Origin of the sequence: Oceanisphaera profunda, assembly GCF_002157895.1 — a bacterium.
Taxonomy (GTDB): Bacteria; Pseudomonadota; Gammaproteobacteria; order Enterobacterales; family Aeromonadaceae; genus Oceanimonas; species Oceanimonas profunda.
Map to the genome: position 1 here is coordinate 1,314,926 of NZ_CP021377.1, position 23,021 is coordinate 1,337,946.

Sequence of the window (23,021 nt, forward strand, 5' to 3'; positions counted from 1 at the left end):
AAATTGTGATGAGTCAGAACGTATTTCAGTTTATCGATGTGCAACGGGTTGATCCGGCCAAGAAGCCGATTAGCACCCGTAAAATCGAGTTTGTGGAAATCTACGAACCCTTTTCCGAGAATCAGGTCGAGATGCAAGCCGACCGCTGCCTAGACTGCGGCAACCCTTATTGCGAGTGGAAGTGTCCAGTACACAACTATATTCCCAACTGGCTGAAACTGGCCAACGAGGGCCGCATCTTTGAGGCCGCAGACTTGTGTCACCAAACCAACAGCTTGCCCGAGGTGTGCGGCCGAGTCTGCCCACAAGACCGCTTGTGTGAAGGTGCTTGTACGCTCAACGACGAGTTTGGTGCCGTGACTATCGGTAATATCGAAAAATACATTACCGACAAGGCCTTCGAGCTGGGCTGGCGCCCTGATATGTCAAAGGTAGTGAAAACCGATCGCAAGGTGGCGGTGATTGGTGCGGGCCCAGCGGGCTTGGCCTGTGCCGATGTGCTGGCGCGCAATGGCGTAACCCCTGTGGTATTTGACCGTTATCCGGAAATCGGCGGCTTGCTGACCTTTGGTATTCCCTCTTTCAAGCTGGAAAAGTCGGTGATGAGCAATCGCCGCGAAATCTTTACCGATATGGGCTTTGAGTTTCGCCTCAATACCGAAGTGGGCAAAGACGTTAGCTTTCAGTCGCTGCTTGAGGATTACGATGCGGTGTTTCTAGCGGTGGGCACCTACAAGTATCTGCGTGGCGGTTTGACTAACGAAGATGCCGTGGGAGTTTATGATGCATTGCCGTTTTTGATCTCCAACGCCAATCGCGTGCTGGGTTTCGAAAAACAAACATCTGATTACATCGACATGGCCGGCAAGAAGGTAGTGGTACTGGGCGGTGGCGATACCGCCATGGACTGTGTACGCACCTCTATTCGCCAAGGTGCCGACGAGGTGGTGTGTGCCTATCGTCGCGACGAAGCCAATATGCCGGGCTCGCGCCGCGAGGTGCAAAACGCCCGGGAAGAAGGAGTGAACTTCATGTTCAACCTGCAGCCCACTGGCGTGCAGGTTGATGCCAACGGCAAGGTCAGCGGCGTAGAAGTGGTGTCCACCCAGCTGGGCGAGCCCGATGCTAATGGTCGTCGTCGCCCAGAAGCCATCGCGGGTTCAGAGCAGGTGCTGCCCGCCGATGTGGTGATCATGGCGTTCGGTTTTCAACCCCACGATCAACCTTGGTTGCAGGAGTTTGACATCAAGACTGATCAAGCGGGCTGCATTGTCGCCCCCGAACAGGCCGAGTTTGCCTTTCAGACCAGCAATGCCAAGATCTTCGCCGGCGGCGACGCGGTACGGGGTTCGGATCTGGTGGTCACTGCCATCGCCGAAGGCCGTAAAGCCGCCGAAGGCATCATGGACTATCTCGGGGTCTAAGCTCGCTGCGCTCTGCTAACTGCAATGATAGGCAGCTCATCGAGCGGCCTTTTTTATAGCAAGTTTACGATTAAAGATTAAAGACTTATTGGCCACGGAATACACGGAAGGACACGGAAAAATAGTGATTAGATCTGAAAGTGCCAAATCCATGATAAAAGACTCTAATGGGTAAGAGCCAAACACCACAATCTGAACTAGGGAGCTCCTACTCATAATAAGCCCTTATCTCTGTCACTCAGCGCACGTGAACTGCGTCCATGAGTTCTGCTTTTTTCCGTGGCAAAAACAGCTTTGGCCTATTGGCCACGGAAGGACACAGAAAAGCGCAAATGAAAAAAACTAACTTTGAGCTGGTAAGACCTTAAAAATATAAATTTCCCTTTATTCTTGCTCTATGTCCGTGTTTTTCCGTGTATTCCGTGGCAAAAATGTTCTTTCAATATTGAGATGTTCTATAGCCGAAGGTGAGCACCTGGCGGCGATATTTTATGTCGCAGTGACGCCGAACGCCTTAGATAGTGATAAACTCCTCCATTATTTTCGTTGCGAGAGAACCCTTATGACTATCGGCATTATTGGCGCCATGGAGCAGGAAGTTGCCGTACTTCGTGCCAAATTAGCAAACACCCACACCATTACCGTGGCGGGCTGCGAATTCTATCAAGGCACCCTTTCGGGCCAAGACGTAGTGATTACCCGCTCGGGCATTGGCAAAGTGGCCGCCAGTGTCGCGACCACTTTATTACTGGAGCGTTTTTCGCCAACGGCCGTGATTAATACCGGATCCGCGGGCGGCTTTGACCCCACCCTTAAAGTGGGTGATGTGATTGTGTCCAGTGAAGTGCGTTTTCACGATGTAGACGTGACCGCCTTCGGTTACGAGATGGGTCAAATGGCTCAGCAACCCGCAGCCTTTGTGGCGGATGCTAAGCTGATTACCTTGGCAGAAGCCTGTCTGGCCGATCAGAATGACATTAATTCGGCCGTCGGATTAATTTGTACCGGTGATCAGTTTATGCACCGTGAAGACCAGCTGCATACCGCCACTACTCAGTTCCCGCTGATGAAAGCCTGTGATATGGAAGCCGCGGCCATTGCCCAAGTTTGTCATCAATTTGGCGTGCCTTTTGTGGTAGTGCGCGCGCTGTCTGATATCGCCGGTAAAGAGCAAGCCGAGTCGTTTGAGGCATTTTTGGAAGTGGCCGCTGAGCATTCATCACTGATGGTGCAAGCCATGCTCGCCCGCCTAGCAAGTTAATAGATGTTGACCCTGTCGCTGCTTGAGCAGCCCGTTATTTTGCTCACTTTGGCTATTTTGCTCAGCCTAGTGCTGCCCGCTACTCGGGTACAACAGCTGATAACCCTTGGTCTGCAGTTGCTGGGCCAGCGCTTAAATGGCGAACGTTATAGCCCGCGCTACCTTAAACAAGCTGGGGCCGCCGCCCTGTTGTGTTTGCTGCTGCCGCTAGCGGCCACGTATTGGGCGCTGGCGGTGCTATCCCCTTGGCCGCATTTACTTGAGCCGTTATTGCTGTGGTGCTGTTTAGACCTGGGCAGACTCAGCCGAGCACTTCCCACTTGCATGCGTAATAGCGCGGATAGCAGGCCTTTAGCTCGCTTAGCGCTGTCTCCTTTGTGTTTGCGCCAAACTGATCCTTTATCGCCATTAGGTTTGTATAAAACGCTGGCCGAGGTGGCCATACTGCGCCTTGCTGCGGATTTTGCGTTATTGGTCTGGTATTTAGTGGCCGGTATTTACGCCGCCTTGCTGTTTGGTTTGTTGCGCTACGCGGTGCAAGCTTGGTCTTGTAAGCTGGTGGCGTGGCGCGCCTTTGGTTGGTTGCCCTCGCTGGCTTATCGCACGCTGGCTTGGCTGCCGTTTCAAGCCTTGGCGCTCAGTTTACTGATTTATCCGGGCTCAATACGCGCCATTAAAGCTTGGCCACAAGGTCGGTTGTGGGCGTTTGCCGCCAGTGGCCGGTTATTAGCTGTGGTGGCCGGTGGCGTAAATGTGGGGTTAGGCGGACCGCGACGCTATACGGACGCCACCGATTACTACCCTAAGTTAGGTAGCCAGCAATACATTAATGAAGCCGCTACCCGCGCTATTTTATGGCGCTTGGTGATGAGCTTATTATTTTGGCTGTCATTGGCTTGGGCGTTCTTGTTAATCCCTTTATTGAATGGTTAATTCCCTTATCGAATGGTTAATCCGATCATGACTGCTCACGTTAAGCTCAAGGCTCACTTTAAAACCACAAACGGATTGGTTTCACTGTTAGTGGCAACCCTGTTGAGTGTAGCTCCGGCTTACGCAGCAGAGCGAGTAACTGAACCCGAAACCAAGCCCGCACAGCGCATTATTAGCTTGGCGCCGCATATTACCGAGCTATTGTTTGCCATAGGGGCCGGTGAGCAAGTGATCGCCTTAGATGATGCCAGCGATTATCCCGAGACAGCTAAAGCCTTGCCCAAAGTCGCCAACTATCGTTCCTTAAATACCGAGCGCATTTTGGCGCTATCGCCAGACTTAATTGTGGCTTGGGGTTCGGCCCAAAGCCAAGTGGTACAGCCGCTGGTGCAGTTAGGCATAAAGGTGTTTTTTTCCGCACCCGCCACCTTTGATGACTTGAGCACAGAGCTTAGCCAATTAGGTGAGTTAACCGGTCATCAAGCCCAAGCTGCCGCTGTGGTGCGTGAATATGAACAAGAGCTGACTAAGTTACGGCTTGAATATCAAGATCGCACGCCGCTTACCGTGTTTTATCAAATTGCAGAAGTGCCGCTGATGTCAGCCAATAGCAGTACTTGGATGAGTCAGGCCGTCACCTTGTGTGGTGGCGTCAATATCATGGCCGATAGCCTTGCGCCCTATCCACAGGTAAATGCCGAGCAAGTGTTAGCACAAAACCCGGACGTAATTGTGGCCGCCGATAATGCTGAGCTCCGCCACTGGCAACAATGGCCGGCGCTGCAAGCCGTGGCCAATCAGCAGCTACTGACCGTAGATGCCAATTTATTACATCGCTTTACGCCCCGCTCTACACAAGGTATTCGCCAACTTTGCGAACTGTTAGATGAAGTGCGCCAAGCCCGCGCTTCCTAATTGAGTTCAGTTAAGCACCTCTATACAATGGCGCTCGTTTTTTAACTCTTTTTAAAAATAAAATAAGGTAATCACGAATGCAGCCCTTGGTTGAGTCGGTATTCTACTGGAGTGATCTGTTTGGCACGGCTGTGTTCGCGTTTTCTGGAGTGCTGGTCGCCGGACGCCTGCGTATGGACGGCTTTGGCGTGATCGTACTGGCCGCGGTGACTGCCATCGGCGGCGGTACCATTCGCGACCTTATTATCGGTGCCGATAACGTATTTTGGACCGTAGACTCTCTGTACTTGTGGGTGATCTTAGTTACAGCGCTATTGGGCCAATACATAGCTAAACTACCGCGGCGCTTGCCTTGGTATATTTTGCCGCTGGCCGACGCCTTTGGTTTGGCCATTTTTACTATTATTGGCACCGACAAAGCGCTGAGTTACGGCACTTCCGGCATGGTGGCAGTGGTCATGGGCGTGATCACCGGTGTGGCGGGCGGCATGATCCGCGACGTATTGGCACGGGAAGTACCCATGGTGTTGCAGCGCGAAATCTACGCCACAGCCTGTATCTTTGGCGGCGTGCTTTATACCGGCTCTTTAGCGCTGGGCATAACGCCGCTATTAGCCACCTTGTTGGGCATGTCTGGCACCTTTATCTTACGCGTCGCCGCCATTCGCTGGCACTTATCGTTACCGGCGTTTTCGCTCAATAGATAACGTAAGACGCCATACGCTTTACGTCTTACGAGCAAACACAAAAAGTCCTCCATGTTGGATAACACCATTCAGTTAAGCGTGTTTTTACCGAATGGTGTATCGGGTTTTCGATATTCGAACGGTCCTACTTTTGGGCCGTTTTCTTTTTTCATGCAGGATATAGCGCTTCACACCCTCACGCATGGCCCGGAGTTTCTTTGGAATACTGCTGGGCGAGGTTATCGCACATCACTTCACTTCACTTCATCCTGAATGTCTCTCAATGCCATCATAAAGCTGATCCGCAAGGGGGAAACCTCCGCTTCGTGAGCGATGCGACTGATTTCCACCAGATGATCGCGTTTCGAAAATGAGTCCAGAACGGTATATTTTGTGTTTCCTTTTATCGGTACCATCCAGTGAGAATGCGGGTGCTGGCGTTGCCAGTTGACCAGTAGTTCTGCACTCAGGTAGCCGCATTCAAACAGAATCAGGCTGTTGTTTGGCACATCACGCAGCAGCTGCTTGGCATGGGTGGCTTCTCCTTTGCGGCTGGGACCAAAGGCGACGTGATGGATCATCCGGCTGCGCGGTGAGCTGAAGGCACATAAACGCACAATCGGGTATTCCGTATGAGACGTTTTACTGTGTTTGATGTAACCGAAGTGGTCGGCTAGTTCAGGGGGTCGGCAGTACGAAACTGGGTTCCGTCTACAGAGAAAAGTCGCAACCCATGCCAAGTATCCTTGCTGTTTTCTTCCTCAACCCAGCGTACAGCAGTGAGGTTAAACAAGGCTTCTAATGGCTCGCTGGTCAGACGCTGCCTAGCCTGAGGAATAGCACTGGGAACAACCGAGTCTCCCAGTTTATCGGTGAGTTTAAGTTCTAGCTTATCAACGACATCGCTAATCGGGCGATCTCGAAAAAGACCCATGGCAGACCACTAGCTCGGCAGGTAGCTTGCGTCGTCTTATGCTAGCTTTATCGGTCTGCTCTAGTGGGGTGTGGATCCAGTCCAGAGGAATGTGTTTTTGGAATGTAGATAGGGTTTCGGAAGCCGCAAACGTATCGGTGTCGAGTAACCAGTGTTCAAGCAAAATAATACCCTCACACCAGATGGTGATGAGGGTATTTTGGCACTACCTAAATATCGGTCAACCGCTCGCTCAAGTTTCTTAACTGAATGGTGTTAACGCTATGAGTGACATGTCCGGTTGTGTGTCGCCAGCTGCTGATGGGTTTCTCAGGAGATTGGATGATGGCAAGAAAAGACCCCGCATAGCTAAAAGTATATGCAGTTTATATAAATAATATATGGATACTAAATGTATCTAAGATGTTAACTTTTTGTGAGTGCTAGGCGCTGATCGGGCATGGGTATCGATTAAAGGGACATAATAACATGAGGGAGTGGAACCTATGAATGCGATTGTTTTAGCTATTTTAGTGATGGTAGCGCTATGTTTGGCTCGGGTGTCTATTGTATTTGCGCTGGTGGTTGCCGCTCTAGTGGGCGGGCTCTGGGCAGGAATGTCGGTAGACCAAGTAATCGATGCTTTTAACGAAGGATTAGGCAGCGGCGCAACCGTGGCGCTAGCTTATGCCACCTTAGGTGCCTTTGCCGTGGCGCTGTCGCGCACCGGTATTACCGATTTGGTAGCCAGCAAGGCTCTGAGTTGGGTTGGCTCTCGGCGCGATCCGGGCCAGCTAAGCAGCGTAAAGTGGTTTATGTTCGGTGCTTTGCTCATCATTGGTGCCGCCTCCGGTACCGTGGTACCGGTTCATATCGCCTTTATTCCCATTTTGGTTCCGCCTCTGTTGGGGCTGATGAGTATGTTGAAGCTGGATCGACGTGCAGTGGCGTGTGTGATTACCTTCAGTATTACCATCATGTACATGACCGCGCCGGTAGGTTTTGGCACCATCTTCCTCAACGATATATTGACCAACAGCGTCAATCAGGCCGGTAACGAACTGGGCATGTTCGTCACACCATCTATGGCACCCAAAGCGATGTTGTTACCCGCACTGGGCATGCTGCTCGGACTGCTGGTGGCGGTATTGTTCAGCTATCGTAACCCACGGGAATATCAGCAACAGGAAGTGTCAACCGTCGATAGCAGCAAGAAACAAAATAAACTCAGCCGTAAGCAGCTGTTCATGATTTTGGCCGCCGTCGTTGGTGCTTTAGTAGTACAGCTAATGACAGGTTCTATGGTGCTAGGTGGTTTGCTGGGCTTTGCTTTGCTGTCGATGAATGGCCTGTTCAAGTGGAAAGATCAGGACGATGTCTTTACCCAAGGCATGCGACTGATGGCGCTGGTGGGGTTCATCATGATTGCCGCCTCCGGTTTTTCCGGCGTAATGAAGGCCTCGGGTGCCATCCCTGAGCTGGTAGCTGGATCAGGTGCGCTAATTGGCAATAGCCCTGGGTTGGCGGCGCTGGTTATGCTGCTGGTAGGGCTCTTTATCACTATGGGCATCGGCTCTTCGTTTTCGACCATTCCCATTATCGCCGCCATTTATGTGCCGTTGGCGATAAGCTTTGGCTTCTCACCGCTGGCAACACTGGCGTTGGTGGGCACCGCCGGAGCGCTGGGGGATGCCGGTTCGCCCGCGTCCGACTCTACTCTAGGGCCGACCGCCGGGTTGAACGCGGACGGTCAGCATGATCATATTCGTGACTCGGTGATCCCCACTTTTCTTCATTACAACATTCCGCTGGTGATCTTCGGCTGGATAGCGGCTCAAGTGTTGTAGACAGTAAGTAATAGGTAATAAGTAGTAAATCAGACCGAGAAACTCTGGGTTCAGAAAATGGACTCAGGGTTTCTCGGTTTTTTATGGTCGCCAGTGCGGCTTGCTCGCCACTTGGTCGAGAAATAGCTGTGCGGGTATGGATAACGGAAATGCGCGGGAGCTGGCCAACACTACTCTCTGGGGAGGGAATTCATCCAGCAGTGGTCGGCAGGCCAGTGGGACACCATCGTAGCTTTGGTCACCCGCCGGGCGGGTGCAAGACAGTGCCACGCCATGACCGTGAGCGACTAATCCCCGTTGCATCTCGAATGAGGCGGTGGTGTGGATATGAGCGGGTTGTAGATCCTGATGCCAAAATAGCGACATGAAATATTCTTGAGTTAGCGGCATATCCTGCAGTATCAGGGTCTCTTTCGCTATATCAGCTAGGCTCAGCGTTGGCTTTTCGGCAAGTTTATGCCCAGCAGGTAATAGAGCGTAAGGCCGTAATTCGTCCAACACCTGGGTGCTTACCTCTTGCGGCAACCCCAGCTCATAGCTCAGAGCCAGTTCGGCGTGGCCCTTTTTTAGGGCTTGATTGACACCTGCTAAGTCCTGCTCTTGCATCACTACTCTTATTTTTGGGTAGCGACGCTCAAACTCGCTGACCAACCGGGGTAGATAATAGGGAGCTATATCCCGAAAACAGCAAATGACTAGTTGCCCCTCTACTTCGGTATCGTCCTGCTGCAGTCGTGCTAGTAGGTTATGAGATAAGGTGAGGATCTGGCGGACGTCTTTGAGCAGCTCCTCTCCTCTTGGGGTGAGGCTGACTCCCTGACCGCGATGGCGCTGAAACAACGGCTGGTTGAGTAAGTTTTCTAGCTGATGAATAGCGATGGATACTGAAGGCTGAGATACATGCAGTGTTTCGGCAGCCTTACTGATGCTGCTGTGTTGGGCCACGGACAAAAAATAACTAAGCTGACGAAAAGTGAAGGGGATAGCCATTTATCTATGTATCCTACATGTAAACTATATTCATATTCTATGTGCCTAGGGTGTTAAAGTCGATTTGAACTTAATTCAAGGGAAGGAGAGCAGCATGACTACGCCTGTAGCTTTACAGCAGTGGCTGACACAAGAACAGAAAATTGCCTATGAGCGCGATGGAGCCATCGTCATCAAGGGAGTCTTTAAAGAGTGGATCGAGATCTTGCGCGCAGGCTTCGACAAAGTATTGAACGATCCCAGCGAGCATGGTCGTGAAAACGTCACCGGCACCGATAAGGGGCGTTTTTTTGAAGATTACTGCAACTGGCAGCGTATTCCCGAATTTAAACAGTGGATTGAACAGTCGCCAGGAGCCGCGATCGTCGGCGAAGCCACCGGTTCTAAGCAGGTGCAGACGTTTCATGATCATATTCTGGTAAAAGAACCCGGCACCTCAAAGCCAACGCCTTGGCACCAAGACTTGCCTTATTATTGCGTTGAGGGCGAGCAAACCGGAAGCTACTGGATACCACTGGATCCTATCACCCCAGAAAACGCGTTGCAGGTGGTGTTAGGTTCTCACCGCTGGCCCAAGCTGGTGCGACCAAGCAAGTGGTCAACTAATGCCTCTTGGTATGAAGAAGACAGCCACTTCATGGACATGCCGGACATCGATAGCGGTGATTTCGAAATTATGATTCCCGAGCTGGAGCTGGGTGATGCCTTGCTGTTTAATTTTAAGACGGTACATGGTGCGCCGGGTAACCAGACGATGAACCGTCGCCGCGCCTTTTCTACTCGGTTCATGGGCGACGATGTACGCTATGTAGACCGTGGTGGCGCTACTTCGCCGCCTTTTGACGGTATTAACCTTAAAACGGGTGACAAAATGCGCGAAGACTGGTTCCCTGTGGTGTGGCAGCGTTAGGCGATTGCCAATAATCAGAAAAGCCGGCTAAATAGCTAACACCGATCAGTTAATCAATTTTTGCGATCCGTTGACCGATCCTTATACGGCGTAAAAATACCCTCATCACACATGGTATGAGGGTATTTTTTTGCTTGCTCACTGGTACTCGACACCGATACATTTGTCGTTCCTGAGTCGTTATCGACCTTCCACAAACGTAGCTGTTCACCCAGAGTGGCTGACGCACACAGGTTCTTCAGGAATGGGGTAATTCGTCTTCTCGATGCAGGCTCGGGCGTCACCATGCATGAGGATAGCGTTTAAGGTGCTTGGCTGTTTCTACCAGAAAGAGAATACGCTGACAGAACTGCTCTCCCCGCAGAGATCAAAAGCCATAGCTGCGTTTGTGCCACAGTACATAACCGCGCAGCGCACGCTCTGTTTCATTGTGGGTCAAGGACACTTAGTCGTCTTGCAGAAACTTCCATAGCATGTCGTCATTCCTGAGAAGTTACAGCCCCATCTGAGCCTGCTCGCGTTGTCGGCACCGCCTCAACCACCGTTGGTACTGTGCAGGAGTCAGCTCTCCGCTTTCCCAACGGTGCAGGGTGCGGAACACCGTATCAGCCAGCAATACCAAACATGCCCACATGGGATGATTAATTCGTTCGCAGCTGTCGGTACTTACAGCCACATTAAGGGCTACATGGGCCCAACATAACTGGCGTTGGGCATTATCAATGAAGTGATAGCCGGCATACTGGTCGGTCACCAGTACCGAGGTTTCCGGCACGTCATCCAACAACCGTCGAGCAGCATCCTGCGCCCCGACCGAACGCGGTCATGAAGCAGACCGCTACTTTGCTCAGGGCCAGCCACATCCAGCGCCGCTCACCTCCGCGCTGATGGCGGGTTTCATCGGCATGGATATGCGCAGCTTTTTGCACCTGTTGTTTAATGGCCTGGTATGTGGGTGTCAGCATGCTACTGACCCGGCCCTGAGCCTCGCTGATGGTTCCCCGGCTAAAACGCAGTCCGAAGTGCTGTTTGAGCTGGCTCTGTATCTGGCTGATGGTTTGATGATACTGGCCGCTTTGCAGAGTACTGTATGGCTGACCGTCTCTGACAGGCTCAGGATAAAGTACCAGCCGCGCTTGCCAAGAATCTGGCAATGAGGGAACTAATTTTCTCACCTGAGGTGACACTTACCTTTTCACTAAATAATCACGTTCTGAAAATGAGTGCAGCACCGTATGTTGGGTTTTTCTTTTTATGAGTACAGCCCATTGCGCGTAGAGATGCTGGCGTTGCCAAACTCTGCATTGATATAACAATGGTCAAAGACGGGCAGGCTATGTCGGGAACATGCGCTTGGCATAGGTGGCCTCGCCCTGATGACTCGGGCCAAAAGCAATATTATGAACCATGCGGCTGCGCAGTGAACGTAAAGATACGTAGATGAACAACTGGGTATTCGGCTAAATCAGGCGTATCAGCAATACGAAATTGCGTACCGTCGACAGAAAAATTTGAACTCCATCCATGCCAGTATCTTTATCGTCTTCTTCAAACCAATGTGCATCTGTGAGGTAAATCAACGCGGCTAATGGCTCGCTAGTTAAACGTTCTTAACTTGGGTAATGGCACTGGTGTGGCTGAAACTCCCTGCTTATCGGTGAGTGTCAGATCGAGTTTGTCCATGACATCCTAATCGAACACTTTCGACATAGCCCCATTATGATAACTAAGACCACCAGCTCAGCGGGTAATTGCGCCACCTGATACTTGTTTTATCCGATTGCTCTAGTGCGGAATGTATCCTGTCCAGAGAGAGGTGTATGTGGGAGGTAGATAACGACTCAGGAACGACAAATGTATCGGTGTCGCGTAACTATTAACTAAGAAAAAACACCCTCATATCATGTGGTGATAAGGGCGGTCGACCGATCGTTTAGGTCCTTAACTGAGCGGTGTCAGCCTGTGAAGTGATTCGCAAGCTGTATAGACAAATGTGACTTTTTCAGCATAACGCGTAAACTGGAAGGGTCACCAACCAGAACGGATACCAATACAACATGAGCAGCACACTCCCCCTCTATCTTCAGATTCAACAGCACCTGCTGGAGAAAATCCAGAATGGTGAGTGGTTACCTCAACATAAAATCCCGCCTGAAGAGCAGTTAGCTCGCGACTTCGGCGTTAGTCGTATGACCGCCAACAAGGCGATTCACGACCTGGTTCAGCAGGGCTATCTGATCCGCCAAGCGGGCGTTGGCACTTTTGTGACAGATTATAAAGCGGAATCGTCACTGGTCGAAGTACACAACATTGCCGACGAAATCCGCAGCCGAGGGCACGAACACGATTGCGTGGTGGTGGTTGCGGAAGCCCGCAATGCCGACGATGAAATATCCATGCGCTTGGGCGTGCGACTGGGTACTCCGATCTTTCACACGCTGATTCTACACCGCGAAAATGGCATTCCCATTCAGCTCGAAGACCGCTACGTCAACCCCCGGCACGTGCCGCATTATCTGACCACCGATTTTCACCAACACACCCCCAATGAAGTCCTGGTATCCGCCTGCCCGATTACTGATATTGAGCATGTTGTCGAAGCGATATTGGCGGAGAGCGCAATCGCAACGCTTCTGGACATCACCACCCAAGATCCTTGCCTGCTACTGATTCGGCGCACCTGGTCAGGAGACCAGCTGATCAGCTACGCACGCCTGACCCACCCTGGCGATCGCTATAAACTGCGCTCGTCACTGCGTACCGCAGGCTAACGACCCGCACCTGTATATACATAAAGATTTTTAAAGCCGACCCCATAATTAGACTTTAGTCTAATTATTTTTAATCGAACTCAATTATATACAAACCAAATTAATTATTTAAAACAGTTAGTTACCACACAAACATCTTACTTACTCACCTCAACTCATCGATTTAGATGAAATTAGGGCTGGCGCGTTCAGAACTTCTTCGCTAACCTCAATTGTATATACATTGAAGCGAGCAAGGAAAAGTCATTATGGCCAGCCATGTTCAAAATTGTCGCATTTGGCGCGACGTTGTGGTCTTCGATGGCCTGCAGACCCTTAAGGGACCTCAGGCCGTTATCATCGAAGGTGAGACTATTGTTGAAATTCTGCCAATGGAAAAGCTAGGGGGCACGCACTACAACGACTACCAGAACATGGGGTCAGGCGGTGTGATTACTCCCGGGCTGGTGGATTGCCATACGCACCTGGTATTTGGCGGCCACCGCGCAGAGGAATTCGAAGCTCGCCTAGAAGGTGTCAGTTACGAAGAGATCGCCCGACGTGGCGGCGGCATTCTGAGTACCGTTAATGCTACCCGCCAGGCCAGCGAAGAAGATCTGATCGAAAGCGCACTGCCGCGACTGGACGCCATGATTGCTGATGGCGTTTGCACCGTAGAAATTAAATCTGGTTATGGCCTGAGCGTCGAGCATGAAATGAAAATGCTGCGCGTGGCGCGCCGGCTCGGCGAATTGCGCCCGGTGAGAATCGTCACCACCCTGCTGGGTGCTCATGCCCTGCCACCGGAATTCAGCGGCAACAGCGACGGCTACATTGATTTGGTTTGTCGCGAAATGATCCCCGAGGCCGCACGTCAAGGGCTGGCCGATGCGGTCGACGTATTCTGCGAAAAAATTGCCTTCTCCGTGGCGCAGTGTGAGCGTGTCTTCGAGGCTGCCAAGGCCCATGGCCTGCCGGTCAAAACCCATTCTGAACAACTGTCCAACCTTGGTGGTACCGCTTCGGCTGCCCGCCATGGTGCGCTGTCAGCGGACCACATTGAGTATCTCGATGCCACGGGTATCGAAGCCATGCGTCAGGCGGGCACCGTCGCGGTGATTTTGCCCGGCGCCTTTCACACTCTGCGCGAAACCCAGCAGCCGCCTATCGAGGCGCTGCGTCAGGCTGGCGTGCCAATGGCGGTCGCCACCGATGCCAACCCCGGCACCTCGCCGCTGTATCAGCCCACGCTGATGCTCAACCTGGCCTGCACCTTGTTTCGCATGACCCCAACTGAGGCATTAGCCGGCATGACCGCCCATGGCGCTCGTGCACTGGGTCTGACCCACACAGGTCGCCTCGCAGCGGGTCTGTCAGCCGATCTGTGCTACTGGAACATCGAAACTCCGGCGGAATTGGCCTACGCCGTACAATCCGGCCGCCTCATCCAGCGTCTGTTTCGCGGGGAGCTGACCCATGAGCACTGAAATGGATCGGACCGTCTGGCAAGGGCGCATCGACCCGGAGCCCAATAGTGATCGCTGGCACCAGCGCATCGAACCACTGACGGACAACGCCGTTCCTGGTTGCGCCCTAATCGGCTTCGCCAGCGATGCCGGCGTCGCCCGTAACCGCGGCCGGATCGGTGCCGCCGACGGGCCCACTGCCATTCGCCAGGCTTTGGCTCCATTAGCCTGGCATCGCCAAAGCCCTGCCTATGACGCTGGCAACGTCAGTTGTGACGGCGATGCACTCGAAGCCGCACAACAAACCCTAGCTGAGCGCCTCGTCCCGCTGCTCGATGCGGGGCATCTACCCATTGTTTTAGGCGGTGGGCACGAAGTGGCCTACGCCAGCTGGTGTGGTCTGGCATCGCACCTAGCGCGCGAAGAGTCCCGCCCGCGAGTGGGCATCATCAACCTTGATGCCCATTTTGATTTGCGTGACCACGCTCACGTGCGCTCCTCCGGCACGCCCTTCTCGCAAATTGCAGAGGACTGTCAGACCCGGGGCTGGCCTTTCCACTATGCCTGTCTCGGTGTGAGCCGAGGTGCCAACACACCGGCGCTGTATCAGCGTGCCGAAACCCTGAACGTTATGATTCGTGAAGACCGCGACATGCACATGGCCGCGCTCCCTGAACTGCAGCGAGACGTGAAAGCGTTTATGGCCCAGTGCGACTACCTGTACCTGACCATTGATCTTGACGTGTTGCCTGCGGCAGAAGCCCCTGGCGTAAGTGCTCCGGCTGCCCGTGGCGTCTCCCTTGCTTTGCTGGAACCCTTAATCGAGACCATACGTGACAGCGGCAAGCTCAAACTGGCTGATCTGGCAGAGCTGAACCCCAAATTTGATATTGATCATCGGACAGCACGAGTCGCCGCCCGACTCGTGCACCTGCTAACACTGAACGGTTAACGGTTAACGATTAGCCAACGTCAACAAAAAGGAATCTATCACATGTCCAATATAGACAAGCGTCACGACCCCAGTCGCAACATCGCCGCACCTACCGGCACCACACTCAGCTGCAAAAGCTGGCTGACGGAAGCACCGATGCGGATGCTGATGAACAATCTGCACCCAGACGTCGCCGAACGCCCCGAAGACCTAGTGGTTTACGGCGGCATCGGCCGGGCCGCGCGAGATTGGGAGTGCTATGACAAAATTATCGAGACCCTGCAGCGCCTCGAAGACACGCAAACGCTGCTGGTTCAGTCCGGTAAACCGGTGGGAGTGTTTGAAACACACAAGGACGCGCCCCGGGTGCTGATCGCCAACTCCAACCTGGTGCCGTCTTGGGCCAACTGGGAGCATTTCAACGAGTTGGATAAAAAGGGCCTGATGATGTACGGCCAGATGACCGCGGGCTCGTGGATTTACATCGGCTCTCAGGGCATCGTTCAGGGCACCTACGAAACCTTTGTGGAAGCCGGCCGCCAGCATTTTGGCGGCAGCCTTAAAGGCCGCTGGGTGCTCACCGCCGGTCTTGGCGGCATGGGCGGTGCTCAGCCGTTGGCCGCAACCTTGGCCGGTGCTTGCTCGCTGAACATTGAGTGTCAGCAATCCAGCATCGATTTCCGCCTGCGTACCCGCTATCTCGACGAGCAAGCGACCGATCTCGACGATGCACTGGCAAGGATTAAGCGTCACACCGCTGCAGGCCACGCGGTGTCTATTGGCCTGTGTGGCAACGCCGCCGACATTCTACCGGAACTGGTGAAGCGCGGCGTACGCCCGGATATGGTCACCGACCAAACCAGCGCCCACGACCCCTTGCACGGCTATCTGCCGTCCGGCTGGACCTGGGAAGAGTACGTGGCGCGCGGTAAATCCGAGCCAGGAGTGACGGTTAAGGCGGCTAAACAATCCATGGCAGTGCACGTGCGTGCCATGCTCGAATTCCAGAAGATGGGCATTCCCACCTTCGATTACGGCAACAACATTCGCCAGATGGCTAAAGAAGAAGGTGTCGACAACGCGTTCGATTTTCCTGGATTTGTGCCGGCCTATATCCGTCCACTATTCTGCCAAGGAATAGGTCCGTTCCGCTGGGTGGCACTGTCTGGTGATCCTGAAGACATCTACAAAACGGATCAGAAGGTTAAAGAGCTGATCCCAGACGACCCACACCTGCACAACTGGCTCGACATGGCCCGTGAGCGCATCGCATTTCAGGGTTTGCCAGCACGTATTTGCTGGGTCGGTCTCAAAGACCGCGCCCGCCTGGGTCAGGCCTTCAATGAAATGGTCGCCAATGGCGAGCTCAAGGCTCCAATCGTTATCGGCCGCGACCATCTGGATTCCGGCTCAGTCGCCAGCCCCAACCGCGAAACTGAAGCCATGCAAGACGGTTCTGACGCCGTGTCTGACTGGCCGCTGCTCAACGCCCTGCTGAACACCGCCGGCGGAGCAACCTGGGTTTCCCTCCACCATGGCGGCGGTGTCGGTATGGGCTTCTCTCAGCACGCCGGTGTTGTCATTGTGGCCGACGGCACCGATGATGCCCACGTCAGACTGGGCCGGGTACTGCGTAACGACCCGGGTACCGGCGTGATGCGCCATGCGGACGCCGGTTACGATATCGCCATCAAGTCTGCCAAAGAAAATGAGCTCGACCTTCCCATGATCACTACACAAGAGAGCAAATAATGACTCATTTGGAAATTTCTCCCGGTAACATGACCCTAGCGCAAATGCGTCGGGTGTTCGCAGCACCCATTCAGATCAGCCTGCCAGACAGTGCCAACGCCGCCATTCAGCGCAGCGTCGACTGTGTGAATCGGGTGGTGGAAGAGGGGCGCACGGCCTACGGTATCAACACCGGTTTCGGCCTGCTGGCACAAACCCGCATCGCCAACCACGAGCTGGAAGATTTGCAGCGTTCGCTGGTTTTGTCCCACTCCACCGGTATCGGCGCGCCCATGGACGATGCCCTGGTGCGCTTGATTATGGTGCTCAAGGTCAATGCCCTCGCGCGCGGTTTCTCGGGCATTCGCCGCGAAGTGCTGGACGCACTGATCTCACTGATCAATGCCGAAGTGTACCCGCGCATTCCATTAAAAGGCTCCGTGGGTGCCTCAGGCGACCTGGCTCCACTGGCGCACATGAGCGCGGTACTGTTAGGGGAAGGCCACGCCCGTTATAAAGGAGAATGGATACCGGCGCGTGACGCACTGGAAATAGCCGGTTTGACTCAGATGGCGCTGGCACCCAAAGAAGGCTTAGCGTTGCTTAACGGTACTCAGGTTTCCACCGCCTATGCCTTGCGTGGGCTGTTTGAAGCCGAAGATCTGTATGCCGCCGCCACCGTCTGTGGCGCGCTGACGGTCGAGGCAACGCTGGGCTCTCGCTCGCCCTTTGACGCCCGAATTCATGAGGCCCGGGGCCAGCGTGGCCAGATTGATGCCGCCGCTACCTACCGTTACCTCCTCGGCAACGGTAGTGAAATCGGTGCTTCTCACCTTGACTGTGACCGGGTGCAAGATCCCTATTCCTTGCGCTGTCAGCCTCAGGTTATGGGTGCTTGCCTGTACCAGATTCGTCAGGTCGCCAGCGTGCTGGAAGTAGAAGCCAATGCGGTGTCTGACAACCCCTTGGTATTTGCCGACGAGGGTGACATTCTATCCGGCGGTAACTTTCACGCCGAGCCTGTCGCCATGGCCGCCGACAACCTGGCGCTGGCCATCGCTGAAATCGGCTCGCTGGCCGAACGGCGCATATCGTTGATGATGGACAAGAACATGTCCCAGCTACCGCCCTTTCTGGTCGACAAGGGCGGCGTTAATTCCGGTTTCATGATCGCTCAGGTATCAGCCGCCGCACTGGCCAGCGAGAATAAAGCGTTGGCCCATCCACACAGCGTTGACAGTATACCGACCTCTGCCAATCAGGAAGATCATGTCTCTATGGCACCTGCCGCTGGCAAACGCCTGTGGGAAATGGCTGAAAATGTCCGCGGTATTGTGGCTATCGAATGGCTGGCAGCCTGTCAGGGACTGGACTATCGCAAGGGTCTGTCCACCACTGAGCTGCTGGAAACGGCCCGCACAGCATTGCGCGAACGGGTCGCTTACTACGACAAGGACCGGTACTTCTCCCCAGATATAGAGGCGGCCATTGAATTGTTGTCTAACCGCACCCTCAGTGGCTTGGTGCCCAATACGCTGTTGCCGAGTTATTGAGTGCAAAAGAACATTTCCGTTCCCCGCGCCATTGTGGCGTGGGGGATTTAAATAAATCAAAATTGTAACTATTCAGCTTAAAAATCTAAGTTGAATAGTTACCACTTCGGTTACGTTAAGCACAGTAAAACGGCCCATACTGAATACCCCGTGGTTCGTCTGTGTGCCTTCAGTTCTCCGCGCAGCCGCATGGTTCATCATGTTGCTTTTGGCCCAAGTCATCAGGGCGAGGTCACCGATACCAAGCAACTGCTTACGCATGTTCCCGATCACAACCTGACGATATTCGACCGTTGTTATCTCAGTGCAGAATTATTGATTAACTGGCAACGCCAGCATCTCAACGCGCAATGGACGGTACCCATAAAAAGCAATACCTAATATACGGTGCGGCACTCGTTTTCAGAGTGCGATCATTTGGTGGAAATCAGCCGCATTGCTCACGAGGCAGACGTCTCACCGCTGCGGATTAGTTTTATGATGCCGTTAAGAGATATTCAGGATGAAGTAATGTGGTGCGCCATCGCCGCCCCCGGCACGATCCCCAAAAAGCTGAGGGCCATGCGCGAGCGGGTGAAGTGTTATATTTTGCCTGAAAAAAGAAAACGGCCCAAGAGTAGGACCGTTCGGATATCAAAAACTCGATACACCATTCGGTCTAAACACGCTTAATTGAATGGTGTTATCCTTTATCAGGAGGCCTTTTTGTGGCAAGGCAAAAGAATAACATCTCCGTCTACAAATTCGGGAGGTGACTCATCACTCTTTACCCCTCACGCATCACATTCAAGCCAAAGTCACCTTAGCGAACTTGCGCTTGCCCACTTGATACACGGCGGTGCCCGCTTGTACTAACAGCTTACCGTCTTCCAGCTTATCGCCATCTACCTTCACCGCGCCCTGCTTGATCATGCGCAAAGCTTCAGAGGTAGAAGCCACAAGACCTGCGTCTTTTAGCAGATTGGCGATGGCCACGCCCTCGGCGTTTGCTGCTAAGGTCACTTCTGGCAGGTCGTCGGGAATGGCGTTTTTCTGAAAACGATTCACGAAGTCTTGGTGCGCTTGTTCGGCGGCGCCATGATCGTGATAACGACTGATAATTTCTTTAGCCAGCAAGATTTTAATGTCGCGCGGGTTAGTCCCCTCGGCCACTTGCTGCTTTAGGCCAGCAATCTCATCCAAGCTCAAACGTGACAATAACTCAAAGTAGCGCCACATGATCTCATCAGACAGCGACATGATTTTACCGAACATCTCACCGGCGGCTTCATCTACGCCAATGTAGTTATTGGCCGACTTAGACATTTTCTTCACGCCGTCTAGGCCTTCCAGCAACGGCATGGTAATCACCACTTGTGCCGGTTGGCCCGCATCTTTTTGCAGCTCACGGCCCATTAGCAGGTTGAACTTTTGGTCGGTACCGCCCAGCTCAATATCTGCTTTTAGCGCCACTGAGTCATAGCCTTGCAACAGCGGATACATAAACTCATGAATGGCAATCGACTGGCCACCGGCGTAGCGTTTTTTAAAGTCGTCGCGCTCTAACATGCGTGCCACTGTCAGCTTAGAGGCCAACTTGATCATGCCGGTAGCGCCCAGCTCGCCTAACCAGCTGGAGTTATACACAATTTGGGTTCTATCTGCGTCCAACACCTTAAAGGCTTGTTCCGCATAGGTTTTGGCGTTGTGCGCTACTTGCTCTGCCGTGAGCGGCGGGCGAGTGCTGTTCTTGCCGCTTGGGTCGCCCACCTGAGCGGTAAAGTCACCAATCAGCAATAACACATCATGACCTAAGTCTTGAAATTGACGCAGTTTATTGAGGATCACGGTGTGACCTAAATGAATATCGGGAGCGGTAGGATCCATGCCCAATTTAACGCGTAACGGCCGGCCCAGTTTTAACTTAGCGACCAGCTCTTCTTCTACCAAAATTTCTTCTACACCGCGCTTAATTTCAGCCAGTGCCGTTTCTAGCTCGGACATGACGACTATACTCCTGTGCTGTGCACCTAAATAGCTGTTCTGAAATGCTCAAATAAGATGCTCGCCGCTCGAAACGGCTATTTAGACAAACCAAACAAAATAAGGCGAGCATATTACTGGAATGGCAGATAAATTGGAAAGCCTGTAAAATCTTTCCCATATTTTCGCTTGTGCCTTAGGCCTCTCATGATTGAACGCTTCCAGCGGTTTCCTCGCCCCCATAAGGTGGCGATTTCTGTATTGAGTGTAATGATCGGACTGCTCTCTTTCGCGCCTTCAGAGCCTGTCGTTGCCAGCCGTATCCAGCCCGAACCTGAGCTGGGCGGCGAAGTGCTCGGTGAGCGCCAGCCGTTAGCCTTGGCCATCAACGTAGCAGAGTCAGCAGCTGCAGATGCTCATCCGGTGACCCGCGAGCGCTCGGTAAAAGTGCGCAGTGGCGATACCTTATCCGCTATTTTTGCGCGTACCGGCCTTTCTTCCAGCTTGCTGCATGACATTAATCAGCTTGGCGGCAGCGCCGATGAGCTGAAAAAGATTTATCCCGGCAATCTGCTCACTTTCACTTTTGATGAAGATGACGCCTTTAGCAGTCTGCACTATCCGCTCGATAACAGCCGCACCTTGCTGATTAGCCAAACGCCGAGCGGCTTACAGTCACAGATTGATAGCACTGAATTGGAGCTGCGCACTGAGTTTGCACAAGCCAGCGTTAACTCTAATTTTTGGAACGCCGCCGCCAGTGCAGGCCTCACGCCCAACCAAATTATGGCCTTGGCCGGTATGTTTGCCTGGGACGTGGATTTTGCCCTCGATATTCGCGCCAACGACAGCTTTACCGTGCTTTATGAGCAGCATTTTAAAGACGGCATCTTGGTGGGCACCGGCAATATTTTAGCCGCCGCCTTTACCAATCAAGGCAAAGCTTACCAAGCGATCCGCCATACCGACGGCTATTATTACTCGCCCGAAGGCCGCTATATGCGTAAGAGCTTCTTGCGTGCACCGGTGAACTTCTCGCACATTAGCTCTAATTTTAATCCCCGTCGCTTACACCCGGTCACCGGCCAAATTAAGGCCCACCGTGGCATTGACTACGCGGCGCGCACCGGCACCCCAGTAGTGGCGGCAGGCGGCGGCGTAGTCGTAGAGTCGGGCTTTAGCCCCTTTAACGGCAACTACGTGGTGATCCGCCACGACAGCACTTACATCACCAAGTATTTACACTTGCACAAGCGCATGGTGAATAGGGGCGAAAAGGTAAAACAGGAGCAACAAATTGGCACTGTGGGCGCCACCGGCCGAGTGACGGGTCCGCATTTGCATTATGAATTCTTGGTCAACGGCGTACACAAGGATCCAAAGAGTGTGGACTTGCCTCAGGCGGCGTTTTTATCAGCAAAAGAGCTGGCGGTATTTAAACCCCAAGCCAATCGCTTGATGGCACAGCTGACCAAGGTGAGCGACATTATGTTGGCCAGTAATAATCGTTAAAGGACATAAGGCGTGAGGCGTGAAAGCATAATGTCAAACTTACTCGTTTTGTCTATTGCGCCTCACCATTACCCCTAGCTACACCTCAAGCAGCAATGAAGCCCTTAATGCTGCTTAAGCGAGTTTGCCATAGGCTCACTTGCGTATGCGGCTTGTCATAGGCCAGTGCGGGATGCTTGCCCCAAATGGGCGCCGGCCACGCAGCATCGCTGCTAAAACGCGCCACATGATGCACATGCAACTGGGGCACCATATTACCCAGTGCGGCCACATTAATTTTCTCCGCCCCCAACTCTACCTCTAACAGCTGAGCAACAGCACAAGACTCACGCATTAGCTGTTGCTGGTCTGACTCGCTTAAGTGATGAATTTCACGTAGTTCTGCTTGTTTTGGCACCAAAATCAGCCACGGGTACTGACGATCGTTCGCCAGCAACACCACGCACAACGGCAGCTCACCCAAGAGCAAACTGTCAGCCACTAATTGCGGATGTAAGCAAAACTCGCTCATTTAAGTACGGCGGCGTGCAAGCGCAGATAGGCAATAATATCTGCGGATTCATACAACCAATAAAACAGACCGGGCTCAGACTCAATACGCAGGCAAGGCACCATGCGCTGGCCGCCACCATGCATTAACGCTTGTAAGTGCTCGGGCTCGTTAATATCGCAATGTTGGATATTAAGGCCTAATTCCTGAATTACGCTTTTTACGCGCTCGCAATAGGGGCACCAATCTTTTTCATACAATGCCAACTGCTCAACGCTGTCAACCGCAGGCGCAGCTAAGTTTGACTCAGGAGCATCACCTTTAAACCAATCAAGTACAGACATTAAAACCTCTCATAAGGGGTAAGCGACATCAGGGCGCAGTGGCAGTTACACGCTAAATGACGAGCCACAACCACAGGTGCTGGTGGCATTAGGGTTAGTCACTAAAAAGCGCGAGCCGGCCAGGCCGTCAATATAGTCAACGGTGCCGCCAATCAGGTACTGCAGGCTCATGCTGTCGACCACCATGATCACGCCGTTTTTCTCGATCACCGTATCGCCATCATTGGTTTTTTCATCAAAGGTAAAACCATATTCAAAGCCTGAGCAACCGCCGCCGGTAATGTATACCCGCAGGCGCAAATCAGGATTTTCTTCTTCCGTGATCAAGGCTTGGATTTTGGTGGCTGCCGCATCACTCATCTGGATTGGCAAGGGGATTGCTTCGCTCATCACTACCTCT

18 protein-coding genes and 3 pseudogenes are annotated in these 23,021 nt (G+C 53.0%); 14 read left to right on the forward strand and 7 right to left on the reverse strand.

The window, feature by feature from the left end; all coding sequences use genetic code 11:
• The first annotated feature begins 8 nt into the window (after positions 1-8).
• The 5 genes from CBP31_RS05675 to CBP31_RS05695 all read left to right on the forward strand — a co-directional run bounded on the left by CBP31_RS05675 (position 9) and on the right by CBP31_RS05695 (position 5,240).
• The gene (locus CBP31_RS05675) at positions 9-1,424 is read left to right on the forward strand and encodes an FAD-dependent oxidoreductase (protein WP_087035329.1); all 1,416 of its coding nucleotides are present in this window, start codon (positions 9-11) and stop codon (positions 1,422-1,424) included.
• Positions 1,425-1,986: 562 nt separating this feature from the next.
• The gene (gene mtnN / locus CBP31_RS05680) at positions 1,987-2,685 is read left to right on the forward strand and encodes a 5'-methylthioadenosine/S-adenosylhomocysteine nucleosidase (RefSeq protein ID WP_087035331.1); all 699 of its coding nucleotides are present in this window, start codon (positions 1,987-1,989) and stop codon (positions 2,683-2,685) included.
• A gap of 3 nt (positions 2,686-2,688) precedes the next feature.
• Positions 2,689-3,618 (forward strand): cobalamin biosynthesis protein, encoded by a 930-nt coding sequence (locus CBP31_RS05685; protein ID WP_087035333.1) that lies wholly within the window; start codon positions 2,689-2,691, stop codon positions 3,616-3,618.
• A gap of 27 nt (positions 3,619-3,645) precedes the next feature.
• Positions 3,646-4,533, forward strand: a complete 888-nt coding sequence (locus tag CBP31_RS05690) for a cobalamin-binding protein (RefSeq protein ID WP_087035336.1) — start codon at positions 3,646-3,648, stop codon at positions 4,531-4,533.
• Positions 4,534-4,610: 77 nt separating this feature from the next.
• Positions 4,611-5,240 (forward strand): trimeric intracellular cation channel family protein, encoded by a 630-nt coding sequence (locus CBP31_RS05695; protein ID WP_087035339.1) that lies wholly within the window; start codon positions 4,611-4,613, stop codon positions 5,238-5,240.
• A gap of 84 nt (positions 5,241-5,324) precedes the next feature.
• On the opposite strand, the pseudogene CBP31_RS05700 reads toward CBP31_RS05695, so the two are convergent.
• A pseudogene (locus tag CBP31_RS05700) lies at positions 5,325-6,316 on the reverse strand (IS4 family transposase).
• 322 nt (positions 6,317-6,638) lie between these two features.
• Between CBP31_RS05700 and CBP31_RS05705 the strand changes: the two are divergent.
• Entirely contained in the window at positions 6,639-7,979 is a 1,341-nt protein-coding gene (locus CBP31_RS05705; RefSeq protein ID WP_087035342.1) for a Na+/H+ antiporter family protein, read from the forward strand.
• A gap of 81 nt (positions 7,980-8,060) precedes the next feature.
• On the opposite strand, the gene CBP31_RS05710 is transcribed toward CBP31_RS05705, so the two are convergent.
• A complete protein-coding gene (locus CBP31_RS05710) occupies positions 8,061-8,969 on the reverse strand; it encodes a LysR family transcriptional regulator (protein ID WP_087035345.1) in 909 nt (302 codons plus the stop codon).
• 94 nt (positions 8,970-9,063) lie between these two features.
• Between CBP31_RS05710 and CBP31_RS05715 the strand changes: the two genes are divergently transcribed.
• Positions 9,064-9,879: a phytanoyl-CoA dioxygenase family protein gene (locus CBP31_RS05715; protein WP_087035347.1), complete on the forward strand. Its 816-nt coding sequence runs from the start codon at positions 9,064-9,066 to the stop codon at positions 9,877-9,879.
• Positions 9,880-10,086: 207 nt separating this feature from the next.
• Here the strand turns inward: CBP31_RS05715 and tnpC are convergent.
• Positions 10,087-10,970, reverse strand: a pseudogene (gene tnpC, locus CBP31_RS05720) (IS66 family transposase); the annotation flags it as partial.
• Positions 10,971-11,936: 966 nt separating this feature from the next.
• Between tnpC and hutC the strand changes: the two are divergent.
• The 6 genes and pseudogenes from hutC to CBP31_RS05750 all read left to right on the forward strand — a co-directional run.
• A complete protein-coding gene (gene hutC / locus CBP31_RS05725) occupies positions 11,937-12,650 on the forward strand; it encodes a histidine utilization repressor (RefSeq protein WP_087035349.1) in 714 nt (237 codons plus the stop codon).
• Positions 12,651-12,898: 248 nt separating this feature from the next.
• Positions 12,899-14,116, forward strand: a complete 1,218-nt coding sequence (gene hutI / locus CBP31_RS05730) for an imidazolonepropionase (protein WP_087035352.1) — start codon at positions 12,899-12,901, stop codon at positions 14,114-14,116.
• The gene (hutG, locus tag CBP31_RS05735) at positions 14,106-15,047 is read left to right on the forward strand and encodes a formimidoylglutamase (RefSeq protein ID WP_087035354.1); all 942 of its coding nucleotides are present in this window, start codon (positions 14,106-14,108) and stop codon (positions 15,045-15,047) included. Before hutI ends, hutG begins: the two co-directional genes overlap by 11 nt.
• 42 nt (positions 15,048-15,089) lie before the next feature.
• Entirely contained in the window at positions 15,090-16,781 is a 1,692-nt protein-coding gene (gene hutU, locus CBP31_RS05740; protein WP_087035356.1) for a urocanate hydratase, read from the forward strand.
• Positions 16,781-18,313: a histidine ammonia-lyase gene (gene hutH, locus CBP31_RS05745; RefSeq protein WP_087035358.1), complete on the forward strand. Its 1,533-nt coding sequence runs from the start codon at positions 16,781-16,783 to the stop codon at positions 18,311-18,313. The genes hutU and hutH overlap by 1 nt, the downstream gene beginning before the upstream one ends.
• A 102-nt stretch (positions 18,314-18,415) precedes the next feature.
• A pseudogene (locus tag CBP31_RS05750) lies at positions 18,416-18,985 on the forward strand (transposase); the annotation flags it as partial.
• Between the two features lie 114 nt (positions 18,986-19,099).
• Here the strand turns inward: CBP31_RS05750 and tyrS are convergent.
• A complete protein-coding gene (gene tyrS / locus CBP31_RS05755) occupies positions 19,100-20,296 on the reverse strand; it encodes a tyrosine--tRNA ligase (protein WP_087035360.1) in 1,197 nt (398 codons plus the stop codon).
• A 186-nt stretch (positions 20,297-20,482) separates the two neighbouring features.
• Here tyrS and CBP31_RS05760 point away from each other — a divergent pair, with 186 nt between their 5' ends.
• A complete protein-coding gene (locus CBP31_RS05760; protein ID WP_087035362.1) occupies positions 20,483-21,787 on the forward strand; it encodes a peptidoglycan DD-metalloendopeptidase family protein in 1,305 nt (434 codons plus the stop codon).
• Positions 21,788-21,872: 85 nt separating this feature from the next.
• On the opposite strand, the gene CBP31_RS05765 is transcribed toward CBP31_RS05760, so the two are convergent.
• From CBP31_RS05765 to erpA, 3 genes are read right to left on the reverse strand one after another with little or no spacing between them, the layout of a single operon-like run.
• Positions 21,873-22,298 (reverse strand): HIT domain-containing protein, encoded by a 426-nt coding sequence (locus tag CBP31_RS05765; RefSeq protein WP_087035364.1) that lies wholly within the window; start codon positions 22,296-22,298, stop codon positions 21,873-21,875.
• Positions 22,295-22,621: a glutaredoxin family protein gene (locus CBP31_RS05770; protein WP_087035366.1), complete on the reverse strand. Its 327-nt coding sequence runs from the start codon at positions 22,619-22,621 to the stop codon at positions 22,295-22,297. Before CBP31_RS05770 ends, CBP31_RS05765 begins: the two co-directional genes overlap by 4 nt.
• A gap of 45 nt (positions 22,622-22,666) precedes the next feature.
• Positions 22,667-23,011, reverse strand: a complete 345-nt coding sequence (gene erpA, locus CBP31_RS05775; protein ID WP_087035368.1) for an iron-sulfur cluster insertion protein ErpA — start codon at positions 23,009-23,011, stop codon at positions 22,667-22,669.
• Positions 23,012-23,021: the final 10 nt, after the last annotated feature.